The organism is Sphingobium sp. BYY-5, assembly GCF_022758885.1.
Classification (GTDB): domain Bacteria; phylum Pseudomonadota; class Alphaproteobacteria; order Sphingomonadales; family Sphingomonadaceae; genus Sphingobium.
This window is the reverse complement of record NZ_JALEBH010000002.1, coordinates 453,838-474,222: the sequence shown is the minus strand read 5'-3', so window position 1 is coordinate 474,222 and position 20,385 is coordinate 453,838. Positions and strand designations below refer to the sequence as shown.

General features: G+C 62.4%; 19 protein-coding genes. 10 read left to right on the top strand and 9 right to left on the bottom strand.

Annotation, left to right across the window (positions count from 1 at the left end; translation table 11 throughout):
- Positions 1–22 precede the first annotated feature (22 nt).
- From MOK15_RS18200 to MOK15_RS18190, 3 genes are all read left to right on the top strand, one after another.
- The gene (locus tag MOK15_RS18200) at positions 23–676 is read left to right on the top strand and encodes a carboxymuconolactone decarboxylase family protein (protein ID WP_242933133.1); all 654 of its coding nucleotides are present in this window, start codon (positions 23–25) and stop codon (positions 674–676) included.
- A 115-nt stretch (positions 677–791) separates the two neighbouring features.
- Positions 792–1,022, top strand: a complete 231-nt coding sequence (locus MOK15_RS18195; RefSeq protein ID WP_242933781.1) for a lipoyl domain-containing protein — start codon at positions 792–794, stop codon at positions 1,020–1,022.
- A 2-nt stretch (positions 1,023–1,024) separates the two neighbouring features.
- Entirely contained in the window at positions 1,025–2,128 is a 1,104-nt protein-coding gene (locus tag MOK15_RS18190) for a Gfo/Idh/MocA family oxidoreductase (RefSeq protein ID WP_242933132.1), read from the top strand.
- Between the two features lie 12 nt (positions 2,129–2,140).
- On the opposite strand, the gene MOK15_RS18185 is transcribed toward MOK15_RS18190, so the two are convergent.
- On the bottom strand, positions 2,141–2,941 hold the full coding sequence (locus MOK15_RS18185) for an enoyl-CoA hydratase-related protein (protein ID WP_242933131.1): 801 nt from the start codon (positions 2,939–2,941) through the stop codon (positions 2,141–2,143).
- Between the two features lie 147 nt (positions 2,942–3,088).
- Between MOK15_RS18185 and MOK15_RS18180 the strand changes: the two genes are divergently transcribed.
- On the top strand, positions 3,089–4,774 hold the full coding sequence (locus MOK15_RS18180) for an FAD-dependent oxidoreductase (RefSeq protein ID WP_242933130.1): 1,686 nt from the start codon (positions 3,089–3,091) through the stop codon (positions 4,772–4,774).
- Here MOK15_RS18180 and MOK15_RS18175 read toward each other — a convergent pair.
- Entirely contained in the window at positions 4,765–5,043 is a 279-nt protein-coding gene (locus MOK15_RS18175) for a hypothetical protein (RefSeq protein WP_242933129.1), read from the bottom strand. The genes MOK15_RS18180 and MOK15_RS18175 overlap by 10 nt on opposite strands.
- A 215-nt stretch (positions 5,044–5,258) precedes the next feature.
- Here MOK15_RS18175 and MOK15_RS18170 point away from each other — a divergent pair, with 215 nt between their 5' ends.
- Positions 5,259–6,254, top strand: coding sequence for a thiamine pyrophosphate-dependent dehydrogenase E1 component subunit alpha (locus MOK15_RS18170; protein ID WP_242933128.1), 996 nt, complete (start codon positions 5,259–5,261; stop codon positions 6,252–6,254).
- A complete protein-coding gene (locus MOK15_RS18165; protein WP_242933127.1) occupies positions 6,251–7,237 on the top strand; it encodes a transketolase C-terminal domain-containing protein in 987 nt (328 codons plus the stop codon). Before MOK15_RS18170 ends, MOK15_RS18165 begins: the two co-directional genes overlap by 4 nt.
- A gap of 52 nt (positions 7,238–7,289) precedes the next feature.
- On the opposite strand, the gene MOK15_RS18160 is transcribed toward MOK15_RS18165, so the two are convergent.
- The gene (locus MOK15_RS18160) at positions 7,290–8,162 is read right to left on the bottom strand and encodes a Rossmann-like and DUF2520 domain-containing protein (protein WP_242933126.1); all 873 of its coding nucleotides are present in this window, start codon (positions 8,160–8,162) and stop codon (positions 7,290–7,292) included.
- Between the two features lie 184 nt (positions 8,163–8,346).
- Here MOK15_RS18160 and MOK15_RS18155 point away from each other — a divergent pair, with 184 nt between their 5' ends.
- Positions 8,347–9,360: an aldo/keto reductase gene (locus MOK15_RS18155; protein WP_242933125.1), complete on the top strand. Its 1,014-nt coding sequence runs from the start codon at positions 8,347–8,349 to the stop codon at positions 9,358–9,360.
- 1 nt (position 9,361) lies between these two features.
- Here MOK15_RS18155 and MOK15_RS18150 read toward each other — a convergent pair whose 3' ends face one another.
- The 4 genes from MOK15_RS18150 to MOK15_RS18135 form a co-directional block, all read right to left on the bottom strand.
- On the bottom strand, positions 9,362–11,377 hold the full coding sequence (locus MOK15_RS18150) for a PKD domain-containing protein (protein WP_242933124.1): 2,016 nt from the start codon (positions 11,375–11,377) through the stop codon (positions 9,362–9,364).
- Between the two features lie 120 nt (positions 11,378–11,497).
- Positions 11,498–12,460, bottom strand: coding sequence for an acyl-CoA dehydrogenase family protein (locus tag MOK15_RS18145; protein WP_242933123.1), 963 nt, complete (start codon positions 12,458–12,460; stop codon positions 11,498–11,500).
- On the bottom strand, positions 12,457–13,650 hold the full coding sequence (locus MOK15_RS18140) for an acyl-CoA dehydrogenase family protein (RefSeq protein ID WP_242933122.1): 1,194 nt from the start codon (positions 13,648–13,650) through the stop codon (positions 12,457–12,459). The genes MOK15_RS18145 and MOK15_RS18140 overlap by 4 nt, the downstream gene beginning before the upstream one ends.
- Positions 13,651–13,753: 103 nt before the next feature.
- Positions 13,754–14,068, bottom strand: coding sequence for a non-heme iron oxygenase ferredoxin subunit (locus MOK15_RS18135; protein WP_242933121.1), 315 nt, complete (start codon positions 14,066–14,068; stop codon positions 13,754–13,756).
- A 165-nt stretch (positions 14,069–14,233) separates the two neighbouring features.
- Between MOK15_RS18135 and MOK15_RS18130 the strand changes: the two genes are divergently transcribed.
- Complete coding sequence (locus tag MOK15_RS18130; RefSeq protein ID WP_242933120.1) at positions 14,234–15,379, top strand: acyl-CoA dehydrogenase family protein; 1,146 nt, start codon at positions 14,234–14,236, stop codon at positions 15,377–15,379.
- The gene (locus MOK15_RS18125) at positions 15,379–16,293 is read left to right on the top strand and encodes an acyl-CoA dehydrogenase family protein (RefSeq protein ID WP_242933119.1); all 915 of its coding nucleotides are present in this window, start codon (positions 15,379–15,381) and stop codon (positions 16,291–16,293) included. Before MOK15_RS18130 ends, MOK15_RS18125 begins: the two co-directional genes overlap by 1 nt.
- A 45-nt stretch (positions 16,294–16,338) precedes the next feature.
- Here the strand turns inward: MOK15_RS18125 and MOK15_RS18120 are convergent, their stop codons facing one another.
- Both MOK15_RS18120 and MOK15_RS18115 read right to left on the bottom strand, forming a co-directional pair.
- Positions 16,339–17,727 (bottom strand): aromatic ring-hydroxylating dioxygenase subunit alpha, encoded by a 1,389-nt coding sequence (locus tag MOK15_RS18120; protein ID WP_242933118.1) that lies wholly within the window; start codon positions 17,725–17,727, stop codon positions 16,339–16,341.
- 151 nt (positions 17,728–17,878) lie between these two features.
- Complete coding sequence (locus MOK15_RS18115) at positions 17,879–19,048, bottom strand: CoA transferase (protein ID WP_242933117.1); 1,170 nt, start codon at positions 19,046–19,048, stop codon at positions 17,879–17,881.
- 161 nt (positions 19,049–19,209) lie between these two features.
- On the opposite strand from MOK15_RS18115, the gene MOK15_RS18110 reads away from it, so the two are divergent.
- A complete protein-coding gene (locus MOK15_RS18110) occupies positions 19,210–20,376 on the top strand; it encodes an acyl-CoA dehydrogenase family protein (protein ID WP_242933116.1) in 1,167 nt (388 codons plus the stop codon).
- Positions 20,377–20,385 lie beyond the last annotated feature (9 nt).

Below are 20,385 nucleotides of genomic sequence, written 5' to 3'. Positions count from 1 at the left end.
ACGCGCTCAAGGAGGTTTCCTGATGTCCCAGATCACGCCCCGCATCCTGCCCTTGCCGCGCGCGGAATGGACAGACGATGCCCGCGAAGTCTTTTCCTATTGGGGTGAACCCAATGCCTGGGAAGAGGGATCGAAGACCAATGTCCTGATGGTGATGGCAAACCACCCCGATCTGGGGAAGGTCTATAATATCTGGGGTCGGCATCTGTTGATGTCCAACACGCTGTCTGTGCGCCATCTGGAACTGCTGATCCTGCGTGTCGCTTGGTTGGTGAAGTCCGCCTATGAATGGCATAATCATGTCGGCTATGCACTCAACGCAGGCCTGACGCTGGAAGATATCGCGGCAATCCGCGATTATCCGCAAGGCGGAAACTGGGATGAGGCCGATAATGCAGTCCTGCGATCGGTCGATGAGCTTCTGCGCGACGGCACGATCGCCGATCCGACCTGGGCCGCGCTGGACGGCCATTTCGACACAAGGCAGAAAATGGATCTGGTCTTCTCGATCGGTCACTATGTCATGACCAGTTGGGCGCTCTCCGCCTTTGGCGTTGGGATAGAGGGCGGCGCGGACCCGATCGGCTTCGATCTCCGCACGGCATCGGGCAAGACGCCGGGGAAGACCTACAAGCCCGGCGAGACCGAGGATTGGACGGACAGTCGCGGTTACTGAAACGCCCGATCGTGGCGACGATATCGGCCCGGGCGGCCCTGTCGCGCATTGCCGCCGGCGCCTCGCCACGGGCATGAAGAAGCCAGACGACACCGCATTGCGAGAGGGACTGAACGTGGCCACCGATATCCTGCTGCCCAAAATCGGCTTTTCGATGACCGAGGCCCAGATTGCCGAATGGCTGGTGGAGGATGGCGCGCAGGTCGCGGAGGGCCAGCCGCTTTTCCTGCTGGAAGCCGACAAGTCGGCCAATGAAGTGGAGGCGCCCGCCAGCGGAACGCTGCGCATCATCGCTGCGCCGGGCGAGACCTATGAGGTTGGGACCATCCTCGGCACCATCGAATAACCATGTCCCTGCGCGTCGGCATCGTCAGTGCCGCCTGGGGCGCCTTCGCGCATCTTCCCGCCTGGCGCGCTATAGCCGGGGTGGAAGTGGCGGCCATCTCCACGTCGCGCGAGGAAAGCGCGCGCGCTGCTGCGGATCGGCTGGGACTGCCGCGCGCCTTCTGGAATGCCGAGCAGATGTGCGCCGATCCCGATATCGACATCGTCGATCTCGGCACCCGGCCCAGCGTTCGTTTGCCCATGGTTCTGGCTGCGCTCGCCCATGGCAAGCATATCTACAATGCCAGCCCCCATGCGCCCGACTGGGCCGGGGCCAAGGCGATCGACGCGGCGTGGCGCGGGACGGGCAGTATCGGCGTCGTCGACGCCTTCGCCCAATGGCTACCCGCGCACCGGCAGATGAAGGCGATGCTGGCGGCCGGCCATATCGGCGCTCCGTTGGGCGGCACCTGCCATTTCAACCTGTCGCTGTTCAACGCGCCGAACCGGCAATTTCCCTATAACTGGTTCGCGCAAGCGGGGCAGGGGGTGTCGGCGGTACGGAACAATGGCAGCCATGCGCTCTATATGCTGCGCCATCTGTTCGGTCCGATCACCGAACTCGTCGCGGACGATCGTCAGATATTGAAGCAATGGACCTTCCCGGAGGGAGACGGCATCATGCCGGAAACCAACGATCTTGCCAATGTCCTCCTCCGTTTCGAAAGCGGGCTGGTCCTCCAAATGCAGATCAGTTGGAGCATGGCTCTGCATGACGGCTGGGTCATCGACGTATTCGGCGGCAAAGGGCGGCTGGTGGCTTCCTCTCCGACCTTTCCCACGGCGCGTGACTGCGTGCTGCGCGCCGGGCAGATTGGGGGTAAGCTGGAAGATGTTACGATCCCCGCCCCATTCCGGACCGTGCCCGGCATTGCGCTGGACTGGCAGTCCGAGCCGCAGCCCAGTTTCCCGATGGCCTTGTCCATGCAAGCCATGGTCGAAGCCATTCATGGCCATGGCACGGGCGCACCCGATTTTGCGGAAGCGATCGAAATCGAACGACTTCAGGAAGCCATAAGGATATCGAGCGCGCAGCGGCGCTGGGTTTCCGTCGCGGAGATTGTTTGACCTTCCGCGCGCCTATCGCCCGGTAAAGCGCGGCGGTCTTTTTTCCTTCAATGCCGCAATCCCTTCGCGATGGTCGGCGCTGCGCACGCTCAGCGTTTCATAGGCAATGCCTGCCTCCATCACTGCGCCCGCGATCCGCTTCAATTCCATATTGGTCAGCAGCTTGGTCCAGCGGATTGCCTGCGGCGCGCCAGCCAGCAATTTTGTGCAGAAGCTGTCCACTTCGCTGTCCAGGTCGGCGGCCGCCACGCAATGATTGATCAGGCCGATGCCCGCCGCCCGGCGTGCGTCCAGCAGTTCGCCGGTGAGCAGATATTCCTTCGCCTTGGCCAGGCCAATGCGCTGCGCCCAGATGACCGCGCCGCCATCGCCCGCCACCAGCCCGATCCCGACATGGGGATCGCCGATCTTCGCGCCTTCCGCCGCGAAGATGACATCGCACAGCAGTGCGATCGAGGCGCCCAGGCCGATGGCATGGCCGTTCATCCGGCACACCATCGGCTTTTCGATATCGAGCAGCGCGGTGACGATCCGCTTGGCCTGCCGCGCTTCATGATCGAACAGGTGGGGATGGGCGGCATTATGCTCCATATGGGCAATATCGCCCCCAGCGGAAAAAGCCCGCCCAGCGCCCGTGAGGAGAATGACATCGGAATCGGGATCGATACCGGCAAAGATAAGAGCCTCAGGCAGTTCGTCATGCAGCGTCAGGTTCACCGCATTGAGGGCTTCCGGCCGATTGAGCGTCACCACCAGAAGCCGCCCGCGCCTTTCGAGCAGGATCGCCTGGAAGGAGGGCAGTGTTTGGGGCATGATATTCTCTCCTGACCGCTCCCTTTATCACGCATTGCATGACCGCCAACGTCGCCGGGGCGATAAGCGCCGCCGGCCGCCGTCGCGCGGGATGCCATCCCGCCCCATCGCGCTATAGCTTCAGCAATAGACAAGGGAGAGCGCAGCATGGCCGGCTTTGACGAGACGTTCGACTGGGTGATTGTGGGCAATGGCGCCGGGTCGATGAGTTCGGCGTTGGTCATGCGCGATGCCGGCAGATCGGTCGTCATCCTCGAAAAATCGCGTTGGGCGGGCGGCACCACCGCCAAGTCGGGCGGGGTCATGTGGATACCCGGCAACCGCTTCATGAAAGCAGCGGGCGACGAGGATAGCCGTGAAGCGGCCATTGCCTATCTCGATGCCGTGGTGGCCACGGATTCTGGCGAAGCGCCTGGATCGACGCCGGAAAAACGCCGCGCCTATGTCGACGAAGCGCCGCGCATGATCGACTTTCTGGTTGGCAAGGGCGTGAAGCTGGAGCGTGCCGCGGATGTCTGGCCCGATTATTATGACGAATTGCCGGGCGGCTGCGCGACGACGCGCTGCGTCGTGGCCCAGTTGTTCGACACCAATGAACTGGGCGAATGGCGCGAAAAGCTGCGCCCCGGTTTCCTGCCGGTTCCCGCTCGGCTGGATGAGGGGATGAAGCTGCCCTATTATAAGAAGAGTTGGCTGGGCCGTGCCATGTTCGCGAAGGTCGCGTTGCGCACCATTGGCGCACGCCTGACAGGGAAGAAGATCGTGTCGGCCGGCGCGGCGTTGCAGGGGCGGATGCTCAAGGCTGCGCTGGCGGCCGGGGCTGACATCCGGCTCGAAACCCCCGTTTCGGGCCTGATGGTGGAGGATGATCGCGTCACCGGTGTCCTCACGCACCGGGATGGTCGGCCCTGGCGGATCGGCGCTCGGCTCGGTGTGCTGGTGAACGCGGGCGGCTTTGCCCGCAATCAGGCGATGCGCGACCGCTATCTTCCCGGTACGCGGGCGGACTGGTCGCAAACCAATGAGAGCGACATGGGCGACATGCATGTCGAGATGGAACGCATCGGCGGCGTGCTGGCGCAAATGGATCAGATGGTCGGCTATCAATGCACCCTGGTGCCGGGCTGGGAAAGAATGTTCCCCGTACCGCCCGCGCAGAGCATTACCGGCAAGCCCCACGCGATCCTCGTCGATCAGTCGGGCGTGCGCTACATGAATGAGGGCGGTTCCTACGAACTATTCTGCGAAACCATGCTGAAGCGCAATCAGACCGTGCCGGCCGTGCCTAGCTGGGCGATCTTCGATGCCGACTATATCGATCAATACATGCTCGGCGGGACAATGCCCGGTCGCGGCAAGCCGGACGCCTGGACGCGGGAAGGCTATCTGAAGCAGGCAAACGGGATTGAGGAACTGGCAGCCCTGATCGATGTCGATCCGGCGACGTTGCGGTCCACCGTCGATCGCTGGAACGGCTTTGTCGACAAGGGCGTGGACGAGGATTTCCACAGGGGAGAACGGGCCTATGACGCTTGGCTCGGCGATCCCTATCATGGCCCGAACAAGGCGCTGGGCAGGATCGAAAAGGCGCCCTTCTATGCCGTCAATGTCGTTCCGGGCGACGTATCCACTTATGGCGGTGCCGTCACCGACAGGCACAGCCGGGTGGTGCGTGCCGACGGCAGCCCGATTGACGGCCTCTATGCCACGGGTGTTTCGACGGCGTCGCCCATGGGCAATGTCTATCCCGGTGCGGGCGCGAGCATCGGCCCCTCCATGACGTTTGGCTATATCGCCGCGCGCCATGCGGCGGGGCTTGGCAATCAGCCCTGATCGTCGAAGCGCGCGGGCCGGGAAAGGCGGAACGGCAGGTCGGGTGACGCGATCCGGGACTCGCTGCCATCATCATGGATCAACGTGACCCGGCCGACACCGGGGGATGCAACCACTGCGACCACCGTATCGACCCAATCATGCAGCGCTGCGCGCATGGCGATCATCGGATCGTCGCCCGTCGTGGCCGTGCCCTCGGCCTCCAGTTCGGATTCCAGTTGCAGCACGCGCTCCGTCGCCGCGCGTACATTGTCCTTCTTCTTGTTCATTCCACCATCCCTTTCGCGTCAGCATGGGCCGCCGGGCGATCGATGCAAGGCCATATCGTGCATATCGGCGGGGCGAAGTTCCCGGCTGCGGGACGGGCTGGTCCCCGGACTTGCAGGGGCTGTCGGATGACCCCGCCCACATATCGCCCCGGCGAGTTGACCATGATCTCGTCAGGGCCAATGCAGGGCAAATCTATTGGTCATTTGAGGACATCATGGCAGAGCTGAGCAACGCCGCGGCGCTAAGCCCAGAAGTGCTGGTCGATATCTACCGGCGCATGATCCGTATCGAGCGCAACGACGATGCGATCCGCAAGACCATCCGCCTGGGGCGGCTTGTCATGCCCTATTATTCGGCGCGGGGGCAGGAAGTCATTCCTTCGGCCATCTCGTCTCTGCTCAATGCGGACGACAAGATCTGCACCATCTATCGCGGCATCCATGACATGGTGGCCAAGGATATGCCGTTGCGCCCGCTCTGGGCGGAGATTGCCGGGCGTGTCGATGGCACCTGCAAGGGCAAGGGCGGGCCGATGCACCTCACCCATCCCGAAACCGGGGTCATGGTGACGACCGGGATCGTCGGTTCCTCCATGCCGATCGCGAACGGGCTTGCCTGGGCGGCCAAGCTGGACGGCAGCAAGCGGGTGACTGTTGCCTATTTCGGCGATGGCGCGTCGAATATCGGCGCCTTCCATGAATCGCTCAATCTGGCGTCCGTCTGGAAGCTGCCGGTGATCTTCGTCTGCCAGAATAACGGCTTTGCCGAACATACGCGCTATGAAAATGGCACGTCGGTCGATTTCATCGCCAAGCGTGCGATCGGCTATGGAATGCCCGGCCATACCGTCGACGGCAATGATCCGCTCGCCATGTATACCGCCGCGCATGAAGCCATCACCCGCGCGCGGGATGGCGAAGGGCCAACGCTGTTGGAATGCAAGACCTTCCGCTTTCTTGGCCATGTGCTGGGCGACGACGATAAATATATGACCAAAGAGGAAAAGGCGGCGGCGATCGAGAAGGACCCGCTACCAGCCTTCAAGGCGTGGCTGATCGCTCAGGGACATGCGACCGAAGCCACGCTGGCGGCGCTGCAGGCAGAGATTGAAGCGGAAATCGAGGATGCGCAGGAATTTGGCCTCGCCAGTCCGCCGCCATCGCTCGACGAACTGCGCCGCGATGTCTTTGCTCAGGAGATTGCCGCATGAGCGCGCAGAAGATGAATGCTCTCCAGGCCGTCAATGCCGCCCTGGTGCAGGCCATGGCCGAAGATGACAAGGTGCTGGTGCTGGGCGAGGATGTAGCCGATCGCGAAGGCGGCGGCGTCACTGGCGCCACTGCGGGACTATCGACCCGCTTCGGTGACGATCGGGTGAAGTCCACGCCGATTTCCGAGCAGGCGATCATCGGTGCGGCCATCGGCGCGGCGCTCAGCGGTTACAAGCCGGTGGCGGAAATCATGCTGATGAACTTCACCACCGTCGCCATGGACATGATCTTCAACCATGCGGCCAAGCTGCGCTTCATGTCGGGCGGGCAGAGCACGGTGCCGATCACCATCCGCACCTTGACCGGCGCCGGTTGGCAGACGGCGGGCCAACATGCCGACCATCTGGAAGGATGGTTCGCGCATAGTGCGGGGATCAAGGTCGTCGCGCCATCCAGCCCGGCGGACTATAAGGGGTTGCTGCTGTCCTGTATTCAGGATCCCGATCCCTGTATCTTCATCGAATCCGCAGGTTCCCTGTTCATTCCGGGCGAGGTTGCGGACGATCAGGGACCAATTCCCCTCGGCAAGGCGCGCATCGTGCAGGAGGGAACGGATGTCACCATCGTCTCCTGGTCATCGCAGATCATCCGTTGCCAGCAGGCGTTGCAGCCATTGGCCGAAGCCGGCATTTCGGTCGAGTTGGTCGATTTGCGCACCGTGTCGCCCTGGGACAAGGAAGCCGTGCTGGCATCTGTTGCCAAGACGGGCCGCCTGCTCGTCGCGCATGAGGCGGTGCGCAGTTTCGGTCCCGGCGCGGAGATCGCCTCGACCGTGGCGGAAGAATTGTTCGGTCAGTTGAAGGCGCCTGTTCGTCGCCTGGGCGCACCCTATTCGCCAGTCCCCTTCGCCAAGGTGCTGGAGGACGCTTATATCGTCTCGCCCGAACGGGTGGTTGAGGCGATCAAGGGTCTTATGGTCTGACGAGGGTCTGCCGCCTGTAGCGTAGGTGGCGGACATGTCTTTCCCGTCCAGGTCAGCCTAATATTTGCCGGATGGCTGATAAGGATTGATCGCCCGGCTGTTCCAGCCGATCGAGCGTGGCCATCGCCATGGCACGATAGGCCGGCAATAATTGCGGGCAATCCTTGGCCAGCGCGGCCAGATGATTGGCGATGGTTTCGCCATCGCCCCTCAGCATCGGGCCGGAAAGGGCGGCAAAGCCTTTCTCCAGGCTGTTGTCCAATGTCGCCCTGACCAGGGGAGCGAGCAGGGCATGGGGATCGCCGACGCCTGCCATTGTCAGCGCCTGGCAGGCTCCGTCGATGAGTGTGACGAGATGATTGGCAGCATGGCAGAGACCCGCATGATAAACTGCGCGATGTTCCTCCGCGATGGGAGTCGGGATACCGCCAAGTAGTTGAACGAGCCTGGCCGCTTCCAGGCTCGCCTGTTTACTGGAACCGGTAATCGCGAAATGCGCGCCTATCATGCGTGCTACTTCGGTTCGTGGGTTGCCGGTAAACGTCATGACGGGGTGGATCGCGGCGGTGAGCGCGCCCCGGTCGCGCAAAGGGTCCAGTAATGTTGCGCCGCTGCGTCCGCTGACATGGAAGATGAAAGGCCTGTCGTCGCGCGGTGAGAAGCGGGCCATGTCAGCCACAATCTGCGCAATCGCATCGTCGGCAACGGCAATGGCGATCAAGTCGCAACTCGCGATGATGGTGCGCAGATCGGTGGTCGCCGCAACGTCGCCGATCCGGTCGGCGGCTACCTCAAGAGTCGTCGTATTTCTGCCCCAGAGCATAGCGGGCCTGGTCGAATAACTCTGCAATCCCAATGCCATGGCGCTGGCCACCCGTCCCGTACCGACGATACCGATCCGATGATAGGGTTGGTTGCTGCTCATGACGCTGCCTTATCCGATCCGCCGGACATGCACCATGGACGAAGCAGGCCTATCATGACCTTGACGTCAATCGGCAGACATCAACTATAGCCGCTCTTGCGCATCATGGCTGGCACGGCGGGACAAGCCTCGCTATGGCGGAACACTCCCTGCCCCTCGACCAGAAACAGGATCATCATCCCCTATGACTGTCTCGCCGTCGCCCCGTAATATCGGTCCTTTCACCGTGTCTCCCATCGGCCTGGGCTGCATGAACCTGAGCCATGCTTATCTGCCGCGTCCCGAACCGCGTCAGGCCAAAAAATTGCTGCTTCATGCGCTCGACCAGGGCGTGGATTTTTTCGACACCGCCGCGCTCTATGGCTTTGGCGCCAATGAGGAACTTCTCGGCCACACCCTCATGGGGAGGCGCGACGAATTTGTGCTGGCCAGCAAATGCGTGCTGGGCGGGAAGGGTGGTCAGCGCGGTTTGGATGGTTCGCCGCAGGCCATCGCCGCGACGCTGGAGGGTTCGCTGCGGCGGTTGAACGTCGAGCATATCGACCTCTATTATCTCCACCGGCTCGATCCCAATGTCCCGATCGAGGAGTCGGTCGGCGCGCTGGTGCGTGCGGTCGAAGCCGGCAAGATCGGTGCGATCGGCCTGTCGGAAATGTCGGCGAAGACGTTGCGACGCGCCCATGCGGTTCATCCCATCGCCGCAATGCAGACCGAATATTCGCCCTGGACGCGCAATGCGGAAGTCGCCGTGCTGGACGCCTGCGTTGAACTGGGCGTCGGTTTCGTCGCCTTCTCGCCGGTTGCCCGCGGTGTGTTTGCGGGGGGCGTCGGTCCGGACGGCGTGCCTGAAGGCGATATTCGCGCGACGATGCCCCGGTTCCAGTCGCCGCACCTCGAACGCAATCTGGAACTGGCTGCGCAGTTCAAGACGATCGCGGATCAAGCGGGCTGTACGATGGCGCAACTGAGTCTGGCCTGGGTCTTGTCGCGCCGCGCCAATATCGTTGTCATTCCGGGGACGACCAGCGAGGTTCATCTGAATGAGAATCTGGCGACGCTCACGCTTCCTCTGTCCGTTGAGACATTGGCGGCGGTCGATACCCTCCTGACCTTCGAGGCGGTTTCTGGACCGCGCTATCCCAAGACGGCCCAGGCGCAGGTGGATACGGAAACCTGGCCGGGCGAACCGCTGGAATAGCTTATTGCACGACGACGCGGACACGCCCCAGATTCTGGATGCGGGCAAAGGGCGTAGCCGTGTCGCCATCGCGTTGTGACGCGACCCGCAACGTCGGGAAGTAGATGCCCGGTTTGGGAAAGCCATGATAGGCGGTGAGGTGAACGGTCTGCGCTGGCCCATCCGGTAGAGTGGCTTTGACCGGGAATTGACCGTCGCCATCGAAATCCCACTCCGCCGACACGATCTTTCCGGCATCGGGTGGGACGGCAATCGTCGCGGCGAAACCGATTTTCTTACCCGGCTTTGCGATTGCCTTGGCGTCCCCATCGACAGTCATCGTCACGACCGGCTGAATGCCCTTGCGTGCGGTCGCCCCGGCAGGGACGATGACCTGACCGTCGGCGACGCGATAGGCCGTGCTTGCGGGAGGCGCCACGTCCTTTTCCACCCATGCCGCCAGATCGCGCAAGGCTTGCTGCAGCACGCCGAGATAGCTGACAGTGCGGGTCGGGTCCTCCTGCTTGCTGTTATCGCCATGCAGGGCATGATCGGTATACCAAAGCCGTACATGATCGTCCGTCGCCGCGCCCAGATGCGCCGCGATCCGCTGTCTGTACCAGTCCGCCTGCCAGGGCATGGCCTCCCGGTCCCACAGATTTTCGACGATAATCATCTTGCCCTTGAAACGGCCTGTCATTTGCGATCCGGCGGTAGCCTGGACAAAAAATGGCCCGATGATCGCCGGTCGTTGCGGATAGAGAGGTTGACCATTCGGTTTGCGAAACTGATCCCACACGGGAAAGTCCGGCCCCGGCACCTGATGGCGGTGATAGGTCTGGACGGCCAGGAAATTGCTGTTGTCGACTTCCACGGCATCGCCTGGCTTGAGGCTACCTGCCAGGACGGGATCGGCCACGCCCAATATGGCGATGTCGCCTTCGATCCGGCTCAGCGCCAGCCGCTGGCCTTGACCCGCGCCAGAGTCGATAATCAGGTCGCCTCCAAGGAAATCGACCTTGGGTGGTGTGCTGGACAGGCGATAGGCGACGATATGCTGCGCTTCTTCGCCCTGCAGCGCGGCAAAGGCATTGTCGACGCCGCCATCCTTGCGGCCGTCGATGACGCTGGTTTCCAATCCCATTCTCGCCGCTTCGGCCGCGCTGATCGGCGTTGCGATGCTGGTCTTGTGCTGCAATCGCGCGCCGTCGAATGTCTGTGGTGCGTCAAAGCCCAGATAGCCGGTCTTCGTCCAGAAATCAGTGAAATATGTCGGGTCGGCCATAACCACGCCCTGATAAAGGGCGGCAAAGCCGTGGATGCCCATGGTCCGGTAGCCGAACCAGGATGGCATCGGGAAACCCATGCGCGTCACTTCACGCAGGGCATCGGCCTCGCGGGCGTTCAGGCCGGCATAGGGGGCGCCGTTGCCGCCCGGCTCCACCGCATCGATGATTTGCGGGAATTTGTTCTTCAATATGCGCATGGCATGCATACGCACGGTGAACATGTTCGGGATCGCCATGGTCGATCCGATCACATAGGGCACCACCCCGTCCCAGACCCCGTCGCTATTCTCGATCGATCCGATCGTGCGAAAACCGCCGCCGCTGCCGCCATAGGCATAGCCATAAGGCCGCTTGCCGCCATATAGCTGCTGCGCCACCACCCGCGAATAGCGGGCCGCCGCCGCATTGGCGCGCCAGGCGGTGATGGTCGGATCGACGGCTTTGCCCGGCATCCCCACTTGATTGCGACCACCGCCGTTGGTTTCGACGAAATAGGCGCCCGACGCGATCGCAAAACCGATCTTGTCTTCTTCGGTTTCACCAGGAAGCTGGGCGTTGTTCTCGCTGTCGGGAACGGGGGTAATATGCTGGAAGAAGCGCCCCTGATAGCGGGCCTGTTCCGGGAAATAGAAGGAAAAGCGCGTATCCGTGCCTGTGAAGCCGCCATGAACGTAGCGGTGGCGGACGGGTGTGTCGCGCCATTCGTCTTTGTCGATATAGGGTTTGGTGAAGAGTGGATCTTCGGTCATGGGGGTAGCGGTTCGATCAGGTGCAGGACCGGCGTTCGCCGGTGCCGCAAGCAGCAGGGATAATGTCGCAAGAGTCGCAACCGTCGCCAAGCTCTTCATGTCCCACCTTCTCCTCGTCCCTCAGGACAGGGGCGCCATTGCGACCATCGCCTGCCGCCCTCTTTGCTCGTTCCAATGATCGGCATCCCCGCCCAATGCGGCGTTCAGCATCGAGCGCTTCAGAAAGAGGTGGCAGGGATGCTCGATGGTAAGGCCGATCCCGCCGTGAAGCTGTATCGCTTCCTCGGCTATCAGGCGATAAACACCTGCGGCATGTACTTTGAGTGCTCCCGCTGCCGTGCGATCGGCCGTCGGATCATTCGCCCGTGCCCAAAACAGAGCGTCGGCCGCCGCCAGGACCGTCTTCATGTCCGCGACGCGATGTTTCAGCGCCTGGAACAGGGCCAGAGGGCGGTCGAACTGTTGCCGCGTCTGTAGATAGTCGATGGTCAGGGCCAGCACGGCACCGGCTCCGCCAAGACAATCGGCGGCCATGGCCAGGCTTCGCAGGGCGATGATCCGGTCAGCCAGAATGGCCGCTGACCTTCCTTCGGCCAACAGGATTGCGCCATCCTCGCCGGCTATGACATCAAATAACCGCCGGGTTTGATCCCAGGTCGGCCGTGTCGTGATCGCGCAGGATTCGATTGGAAGCAGGCGGATGCGCGTGTCGTCCACCAACAGCACATGGCTTGCCCGGTCGGCGTCGGGTATGGCGGTCGATCCCTCCGCCAGCGATGCGGTCATCACCTCGCCAGCCATCGCGCTTGCCAGCAAGTCCTCTCGTCCACTCGCGCTCAGCGCCTCGATCACCAGCATCTGGGCAATAGCAGGGCCAGGCACCAGTGCGCGGCCGAGCGCCTGATGAACGACCCCCACAGCCTCCAGCCCCAGCCCAAGGCCGCCTTGTTCTTCCGGGACCGCCATCATCAGCCAGCCCATCTCGGCGATCCGGTTCCAGCTCTGCGTGGCATCCGGCGCCAACTCGTCGGGTGCGAAAGCGCGATCGGCGGCGTCCTGCAGCTCGGCGCGGGTCATGCTCATGCGTCCTGTTCCTTGAGCACCCAGCTTTTCGGTTCGCGTGGCATACCCAGAAGCCGCTCGGCGATGATGTTTCGCTGCACCTCATCGCTGCCGCCCGCGATGGTCCAGGCATAGCTGTTCATGAAATCGGCCATCCAGTTGCCCGTTTCCATGCCGCCGCCATAAGTGATCGGGGTATGATATTGCGCGCCGATCCCGCCGATCCGCACGCCCAGGTCGGTGAACGCGCGCAGCGTGCGGGCATAGGCGAGTTTGACGATCGATGCGTCGCCGATTCGCTCCTCGCCCGCGATACGGTTGGCCAAGAACTGGTCCGCCACGGCGCAGGTGGCGTCCACGCGCGTTGCCAGTTGGCCGAAATCACGCAATAGGCCGGCATCCTCCTGCCGGTCTGCGGCGCGGATGAGGTCGGCGATCCGCCACAGGGCGCCGCGCATCCGGGCGCTCAGTTCCAGCAGGGTCAGGCCCCGTTCGGAAGCCAAGGTCGATTGCGCGACGGCCCAGCCCTGGCCTTCCTCGCCCAACCTGTCCCCCACCGGTATTTCGACATTGTCGAGGAACAGTTCGGCGAATTCCTCGTCGCCATGGATCTGGTGGATCGGCCGTACCGTGATGCCTGGCGCCTTCAGATCCAGGAGCAGATAGGTGAGGCCCGCCTGCTTCGCGCCTGCACTGCTGGTCCGCACCAGCAACAGGCATTTGTCGGCGAACTGGCCCATGGTCGACCAGAGTTTCTGTCCGTTCACCACATAGACGTCGCCACGCCGTTCTGCGCGTGTGCGCAGGGCCGCAAGGTCCGAGCCGGCATTGGGCTCGGAAAAGCCCTGACACCAGATTTCGCCCTCCAGGATGCGAGGGATGTAACGCAGTTGCTGGGCGTCGCTGCCCCATTCGAACAGGGTGGAGGCGGCATGATAGGTCGACATGAAGGACAAGAGGAGGCGTGGCGTGTCGGCCCGCGCAAATTCCTCATAGATGATCTTCTGCTCGGCCAGCCCGCGACCGCTGCCCGGCCATCCCGCGGGCCAATGCGGCACGGCATAGCCGCCCTTCGCCAGCGTGATGAACCAACTGCGTTGCAGGTCCAGAAAGGCTGCCTCGCTGGTGCTATGGGCGCGCCAATCCCTGGGCGCATGGGTCGCGAGCCAGGTTCGCACTTCCTGCCGCAGGCTTCCCGCTATGTCGGTCAAGCTGCCACTCTCCTCATCTGGTCCTGCTTTCCTGCGCTGCCTAGGCCGCAATTGCGATGGCTGGTGCAAGGGCATCGCGCCGATATCGGCAAGGCGATGGGCGTCAAAGCGCCACTTCGATCATCCCGTCCACGATCCGCACGGCATAGGTGGCGACCGGTTTTGTCGCTGGACCGGTCAGCGGCTCGCCTGTTTCCAGGTCGAAACGCGCGCCATGGGCCGGGCAGGCGATCCAGCCCAGACGCATACGGCCGCAGGCAAGTGGCTCCTCGGCATGGGTGCAAAGATTGTCGAGCGCATGGACCCGCCCCTCGAAGCGGCAAAGCATGATGGACCGGCCGCCAACCTCCATTGCCTTGACCATGCCATCGGGCAGGTCCGCCAATGCTATAAGGGGGGTATAGTGCAATATTGTCATCGGTGGGCGACGTCCCTGTAGGTCGGCCAATTCTTTCGTGGACCGCGCCGCTTGTCCAAGCCCGGCCGCGCCATATCACCGGGGCGTTCTCTTGCCCGCCGCCCTGTTCTCCTCCGGCCCCTTTCGTTACCCGAAAGATGTGCGCCATGCCGGAAGAGCGATGCGATGAATTTTGAGTGGACAGAGGAAGAGGCTGGCTTCCGTCAGCGGCTGCGCGATTTGCTGGCCGACAGGCTGCCGGAGGATTGGGAACGTTTCTCACAGCATGGCCCGGCATCCCCCGCGCTCACCCGCTATGCGGAGGGTTTCTGCAATTGGCTGGCCGATCAAGGACTGTTGATTCCGCACTGGCCGACGGACCTAGGCGGCCGGGGGCTGGACCCCTGGCACCAGGCCATTCTTGCCGAGGAAATGTGGATCGCGGGCGAACCGCGCGGCGGTCAATATATGAACGTCAACTGGATCGGGCCTACCCTGATCCGTTATGGTTCGGATGCGCAGAAAGCGTATTATCTGCCGCCGATCGCACGAGGGCAGGCGCTCTGGTGTCAGGGTTTCTCGGAACCCGGTTCCGGTTCGGACCTTGCCTCGCTGCGGACCCGCGCGGTTCGGGATGGGGATAGCTACCGCGTCAACGGCCAGAAAATCTGGACCAGCTATGCCGGACTGGCCGACACCTGTTTCCTTGTTTGCCGGACGAGCGATGATCGCAAGAAGGGCATTTCCATCCTGCTTCTCCCGATGGATACGCCCGGCATTACCGTGCGGCAAATCCCCTCATTGATCGGTGAGGGCGATATTCACGAGGTTTTCTTCGACGATGTGGTCGTGCCTGTCTCGGCCCGTCTGGGGGAGGAGGGGCAGGCGTGGGAGATCATCGCCTATTCCTTGACCAATGAGCGGCTTGGTATTCCGCGCTATGCATTGGCGCGCACCGCCCTCGACCGATCGGTGGCGGAGCTGAAGCGGCTGGGAGAATGGCGCGGCGAGGCAGTGAAGATCGAAGCCGCGCACAGCGCCGCCTTGTGCGAAGCGGCGCGCATGGCGAACTATGCCCTTATTGACCGGCGCGGCCGGGGTGAAGCGATCGGCGCGGAATCCAGTTCCGCCCGTTTCGCCACGGTGATGGCCGAACGGCGCGTCTGCGAATTCATTGTCGAATATCTGCCGGAAGCGCTGGCGGATGCGCATCCCTATCTGAAGATGCATCATCAACGCGGCATCGTGGCCGGCATCGCGGCGGGCGCGGCCGAAATCCAGCTCAACATCATCGCCACCGACGTCCTCAACCTGCCCAGGGAGCCGCGCTGATGGATCTGGCGCTTAGCGACGATCAGGTCGCCATCCTCGACGCGATCGACACGCTCACTCGCCCCTATATGGGTGCCTCGCTGCATGATACGGGCTTTGCCCTGCCCGATGCGGCGCTTGATCGCGCATTGGCGGAGGGCGGCTTCCTTGATGTTGGTTTCGATCCCGATCTCGGCACCGTTACAGCCGCCTTGGTCGTTGCGGCGCTCGCGCGCTTGCCGCAGGCGGTGGAAGCGGCGGCAAGCGCGATCATCCGGCCGCTGCTGGGGGACGACCAGCCCCGTCCGCTCTGCCTGGTGGAGGAGGAGCGGGCGCATCGTCCCGTGCGGTTCCTTGTTCCCGGCGCGACTATACTGGTTGTTGGCGCTTCAAGCATATCGAGCTTCATCGCCACGGCAGAGCAGGTTCGCCCGGAACCCGAAGCGCTGTACGCCTACCCTATGGGAAGTTTGACGCTGCTTCCGATGGACCGTGCAACCCTGGCTGTCTCGCCCCAGCAGGTTTTGACGCGCTGGCGCGTCGCGCTCGCGGCTGAGGCTGCGGGCCTGCTTGGCGCGGCGCTCGACAGCACGGTCGCCCATGTAACGGACCGCCAGCAGTTCGGTCGCCCGCTCGCGACGTTTCAGGCGCTACGGCACCGGCTGGCCGAGGCGCAGGTGCGGGCCAACGCCGTATATTGGCTTGCGATGAAGGCGGCAGCCACGCTTGATCCCGCTGATGCCTCTCTGGCAGCGCTTCACGCCCAGGAATCGGCGCGTCACGCCGTTTATGACTTCCATCAGTTCCTGGGCGCCATGGGCATGACGCTGGAGCATCCGCTTCATTTGTGGACATATCGGTTGAAAGCGCTGATCGGCGATCTTGGTGGGCGCGGCGGCCAGGCGCTTGCCGCCGCGCAAGCGCTCTGGGATTAGGACTTGATCGGCGGTGGCCGGGACTCGTCTCGACGAACTACTCCGTCAAAGACCCAGATCTAGGATCGGTCCATCGAAATTGCCGGCCAATTTCTGTGTCGCGGCAAGCAGGCGTTCGTTCGGTGCGCCCTTCAGATATCCGTCGATGATCCGCTGGTAATTGCTGATAAGCCCCTCAATGTCCTTCGATAGTCGCATGAAATCGAACCCTTCCGCATGCAATCCTTTTTGCTGGATCGGAATATTGGAATAATCCTGCCGGGGGATTTGCGGGAACCGATCGCTGTCATGCGGAAGCATTATCGTTTCCATCACCGGCGGCGGTTCCTGCCCTTCCGGGAAATGGGTCAGCGACCATAGCTCGAACATGCAGCTTTCCGGTCCCAGCGGCCGGATGCGATAGGCTGCCATGCTCGAAAGGAAGGGAAGCAGGAAATAATTGGGGAAGATGAATTCCACCGCCTTGACCGGTGTCTCCATCGCGATGCGATTGAGATCGGGGGCCGGCTCGCCGCGTACGCGCGCTGCTTCGGTGACGCAATGGTTGACCATACCGAACCAATGCATGATCGCCTGTTGCGGATCGTCCGGCAGATCGACGTCGATCAGCGTGCGGGCGACGGCGACGTCCTTGGCGTGGCACATGCCCGCCATGCCGTCGCTCAGCAACTGCATATGCTCGACCTGGTCCTCGATATTTTCCTTCATGGACCGGTGGATATTGATCGGTACGCCAATCCCGCCCGTGTCCATGCCATACATGCTGTTATAGAGGATCGGCACCTTCTGTTGCAGTTGGGGGTGGGTCCGCATCACATGATAGCCTTCCATGAAGGCTTCCATCGCGACCTTCCAGTTGGCCGGCAATATGGTGCCGAAGCACCATTCGGCGCGCATCTTGTCGGCATGATAGGCATCCAGGCCGACCGCCAGCGGGCCTAGCTGATCGCGCAGCGACGTAGCCTCATCATCGAAATTGATGAAGACGCAACCGATCGCGATTTCACTGCGGCACGGGCGCAGGGCCAGGTCCGCTTCATCCAGTTGCCGCTTGCTGAAGAGATGGCGGCCATAGACGAAGCTGTTCTTGCCTTCGCTGTTCCAGCGCCAGCCATGGAAGGGGCAGATAAAGCCCTTGCCCTTGCAATTGCCGTGCGATGCGCCGTCGGTTAGCGGGACGCCGCGATGGCGGCAGGCATTGTGGAACGCCTTTATCCCGTCCTTGCCGCGAACGATGATGACCGACTTGCCGAGATTGCTATATTCGATCCAGTCGCCGATTTCCGGTATCTGCTCGACGCGGCAGGCCATCTGCCAGACATGCGGCCATAATTGCTCGACCTCACGCTGGTAGAAATCCGCGTCATAATAGCGTGGCGTGGGGATGCGTTCAGGATCTTCCACTTCGAAGGGCACATTACGCGCCTTTGCCATCACATCCTCTGCCATGGATCACCCTGTCCGTTATCTGTCCCTGGCCGCGGAGCGTATAGGTTGGGGGCAGTGGTTCAAGAATGATCGGCTGGACAGCCCCTATCATCGCCGTGCCGATGGAATGGGCATTCATTCCTGGGCAATCGGAACGTCAAAGGCTGTCGGCGCCGAGTCCGATCTCCCCCAGCACCTCTTCTGTATGGGCGCCCAATTCCGGCGTGGGTCCAGCCACGGCGCCGGGCGTCCGCGAAAACCAGGTCGGTATGCCGGGATAACGCACCGGACCATAGGGCGCCTCGATGGTTTCGAAAAAGCCGATGGCGTTGAGGTGCAGATTGTCGAACAGTTCGTCGGTCGTGCGAAGGGGGGCCGCCGGAATATGTAGCCGTTCCAGCAGGTCCAGCCATTCCTGCGTCGTGCGTTCCAGGAAGGTTTCGCCCAGATGGCCATAGACCCGCTCGATCTGTTTCGCGCGCTTGGCGAGCGTGTCGAAGTCCGCGCTGGCCCAGGCCGGCCTGACTGCTTCGATGAAGGCGTTCCAATGCTTGTCATTATAGACCAGCGCCGCGACATAGCCGTCCTTGGTGCGATAGGGCTTGCGGTTGCGGGCGACGACCCGGTGATAATGGGCTGGACCCAGAGATGGCGTGAACATCATGCCGCTCGCATGTTCGGTCAGCATGAAGGCTGCCATGGTTTCGAACATGCCCACTTCCACTTCCTGCCCTTCGCCTGACCGTTCGCGATGGAACAGGGCCATCATCGTGGCATAAAGGGCGGTCAATCCCGATATCTTGTCGGCCATGATGGTCGCAGCGAAATCGGGCTGGCCGGTCATCAGGCCTTGAAGGTACGGGATGCCGCATTCGGCCTGGATGGTGTCGTCATAGGCCGGCTTGTCGGCGTCCGGCCCCCGACGGCTATAGCCATAGCAATTGGTGTAGATGATGTCAGGGCGGATCGCGCTGACGGCGGCATAGTCGAAGCCCAGCCGCGCGATCGCCTTGCCGCGCATCGAGTGGATGAAGATATCCGCAGTAGCGATCAGCGCGCGCAACGCCGCGCGATCGGCATCCTGGCGCAGGTCCAGCACGATGCTGCGCTTGCCCCGGTTTACATTGGTGAACACGCCGCCCAGTTCGGGGGTCGGCCCATCGTTGATGTAGCGGGTGGCGTCGCCGCCGCCGGGCGGCTCGATCTTGATGACGTCGGCGCCCATGTCGGCCATGATCTGTGTGGCATAGGGGCCGAAGACCATCGATGTGAGGTCCACGACCCTGATGCCGGATAAGGGGCCTCCATGCTGGGCGCCTGCGTGCATCTGTCTCTCCTGTTCCATGTATTTGGGCTAGGATAGGGCGATCAGGAAATCCATGTGCAACCGCTTCGCCCCACCGATATATGGCGCAGAACCGATTGTGCCCCCCATCGGCCGCTGATACCCCGACCAGGATCAGGAGTAGAGGCAAGGGTGAAACACGCGTGGATTTTTCACTGACCGAAGACCAGCGGAACGTCCGGGAGAGCGTGCTTCAGCATTGCAGCCAGTTTTCGGACGACTATTGGCTGGACCGGGATCGGGAAGGGGTGTTTCCCTTCGATTTCTATGCAGCCATGGCCGATGCCGGATGGCTGGGCGTTGCCATGCCGCAGTCGGTAGGCGGCGCAGGGCTCGGCATTGCCGAGGCTGCGATCATGATGCAGGCGGTGGCTGAGGCGGGCGGGGGCATGACGGCCGCATCCAGCATTCATGGCCCTGTCTTCGGCCTGGAACCGATCGCGCTGTTCGGGACCGAGGCGCAGAAGCAGCGGATGATCCCGCCGGTCCTGTCGGGCGCAGAAAAGATGTGCTTTGCCGTGACCGAACCCAATACCGGTCTGGACACCACCAAACTCAAGACGCGGGCCGAACGGGTCGAGGGCGGTTATCGGGTCAATGGCGAGAAGATCTGGATCACCAACGCGCATGTCGCAGACCGCATGATGTTATTGGCGCGGACCACGCCACTCGATCAGGTGGCCAACAAGACGCACGGCCTTTCGCTCTTCTTCACCCGGCTGGACCGGGATCGGATCGAGCATCGGTTAATCCCCAAGATGGGTCGGCACGCCGTTGGTTCCACCATGTTGTTCATCAACGACCTGTTCATCCCCGAAGAAGACCGGATCGGGGAGGAAGGGCAAGGCTTTCGCATCATTCTCAAGGGCCTCAATCCCGAACGGATATTGCTCGGCGCGGAAGCGATCGGCATTGGTCGCAACGCCATTCAGCGTGCGGCGCGTTATGCGCGCGAGCGGATCGTGTTCGACCGGCCGATCGGCATGAACCAGGGTATCCAGCATCCGCTCGCCAAATGCTGGGCGCAACTGGAAGCGGCGAACCTGATGGTGATGCAGGCGGCGACAAAATTCGACAAGGGCGAGGATTGCGGGGTGGAGGCCAATGCGGGCAAATATCTCGCTGCGGAGACCGCGTTCGAGGCGTGCCATACCGCCATGCTGACCCTGGGTGGTATGGGCTATGCGCAGGAATATCATGTCGAACGGTTGTTGCGCGAGGTGCTTATTCCGCGCACCGCTCCGGTCAGTCCGCATATGATTTTGAACTTTCTCGCCGAAAAAGTGCTGGATCTACCCAAATCCTATTGAGCGAAGGTG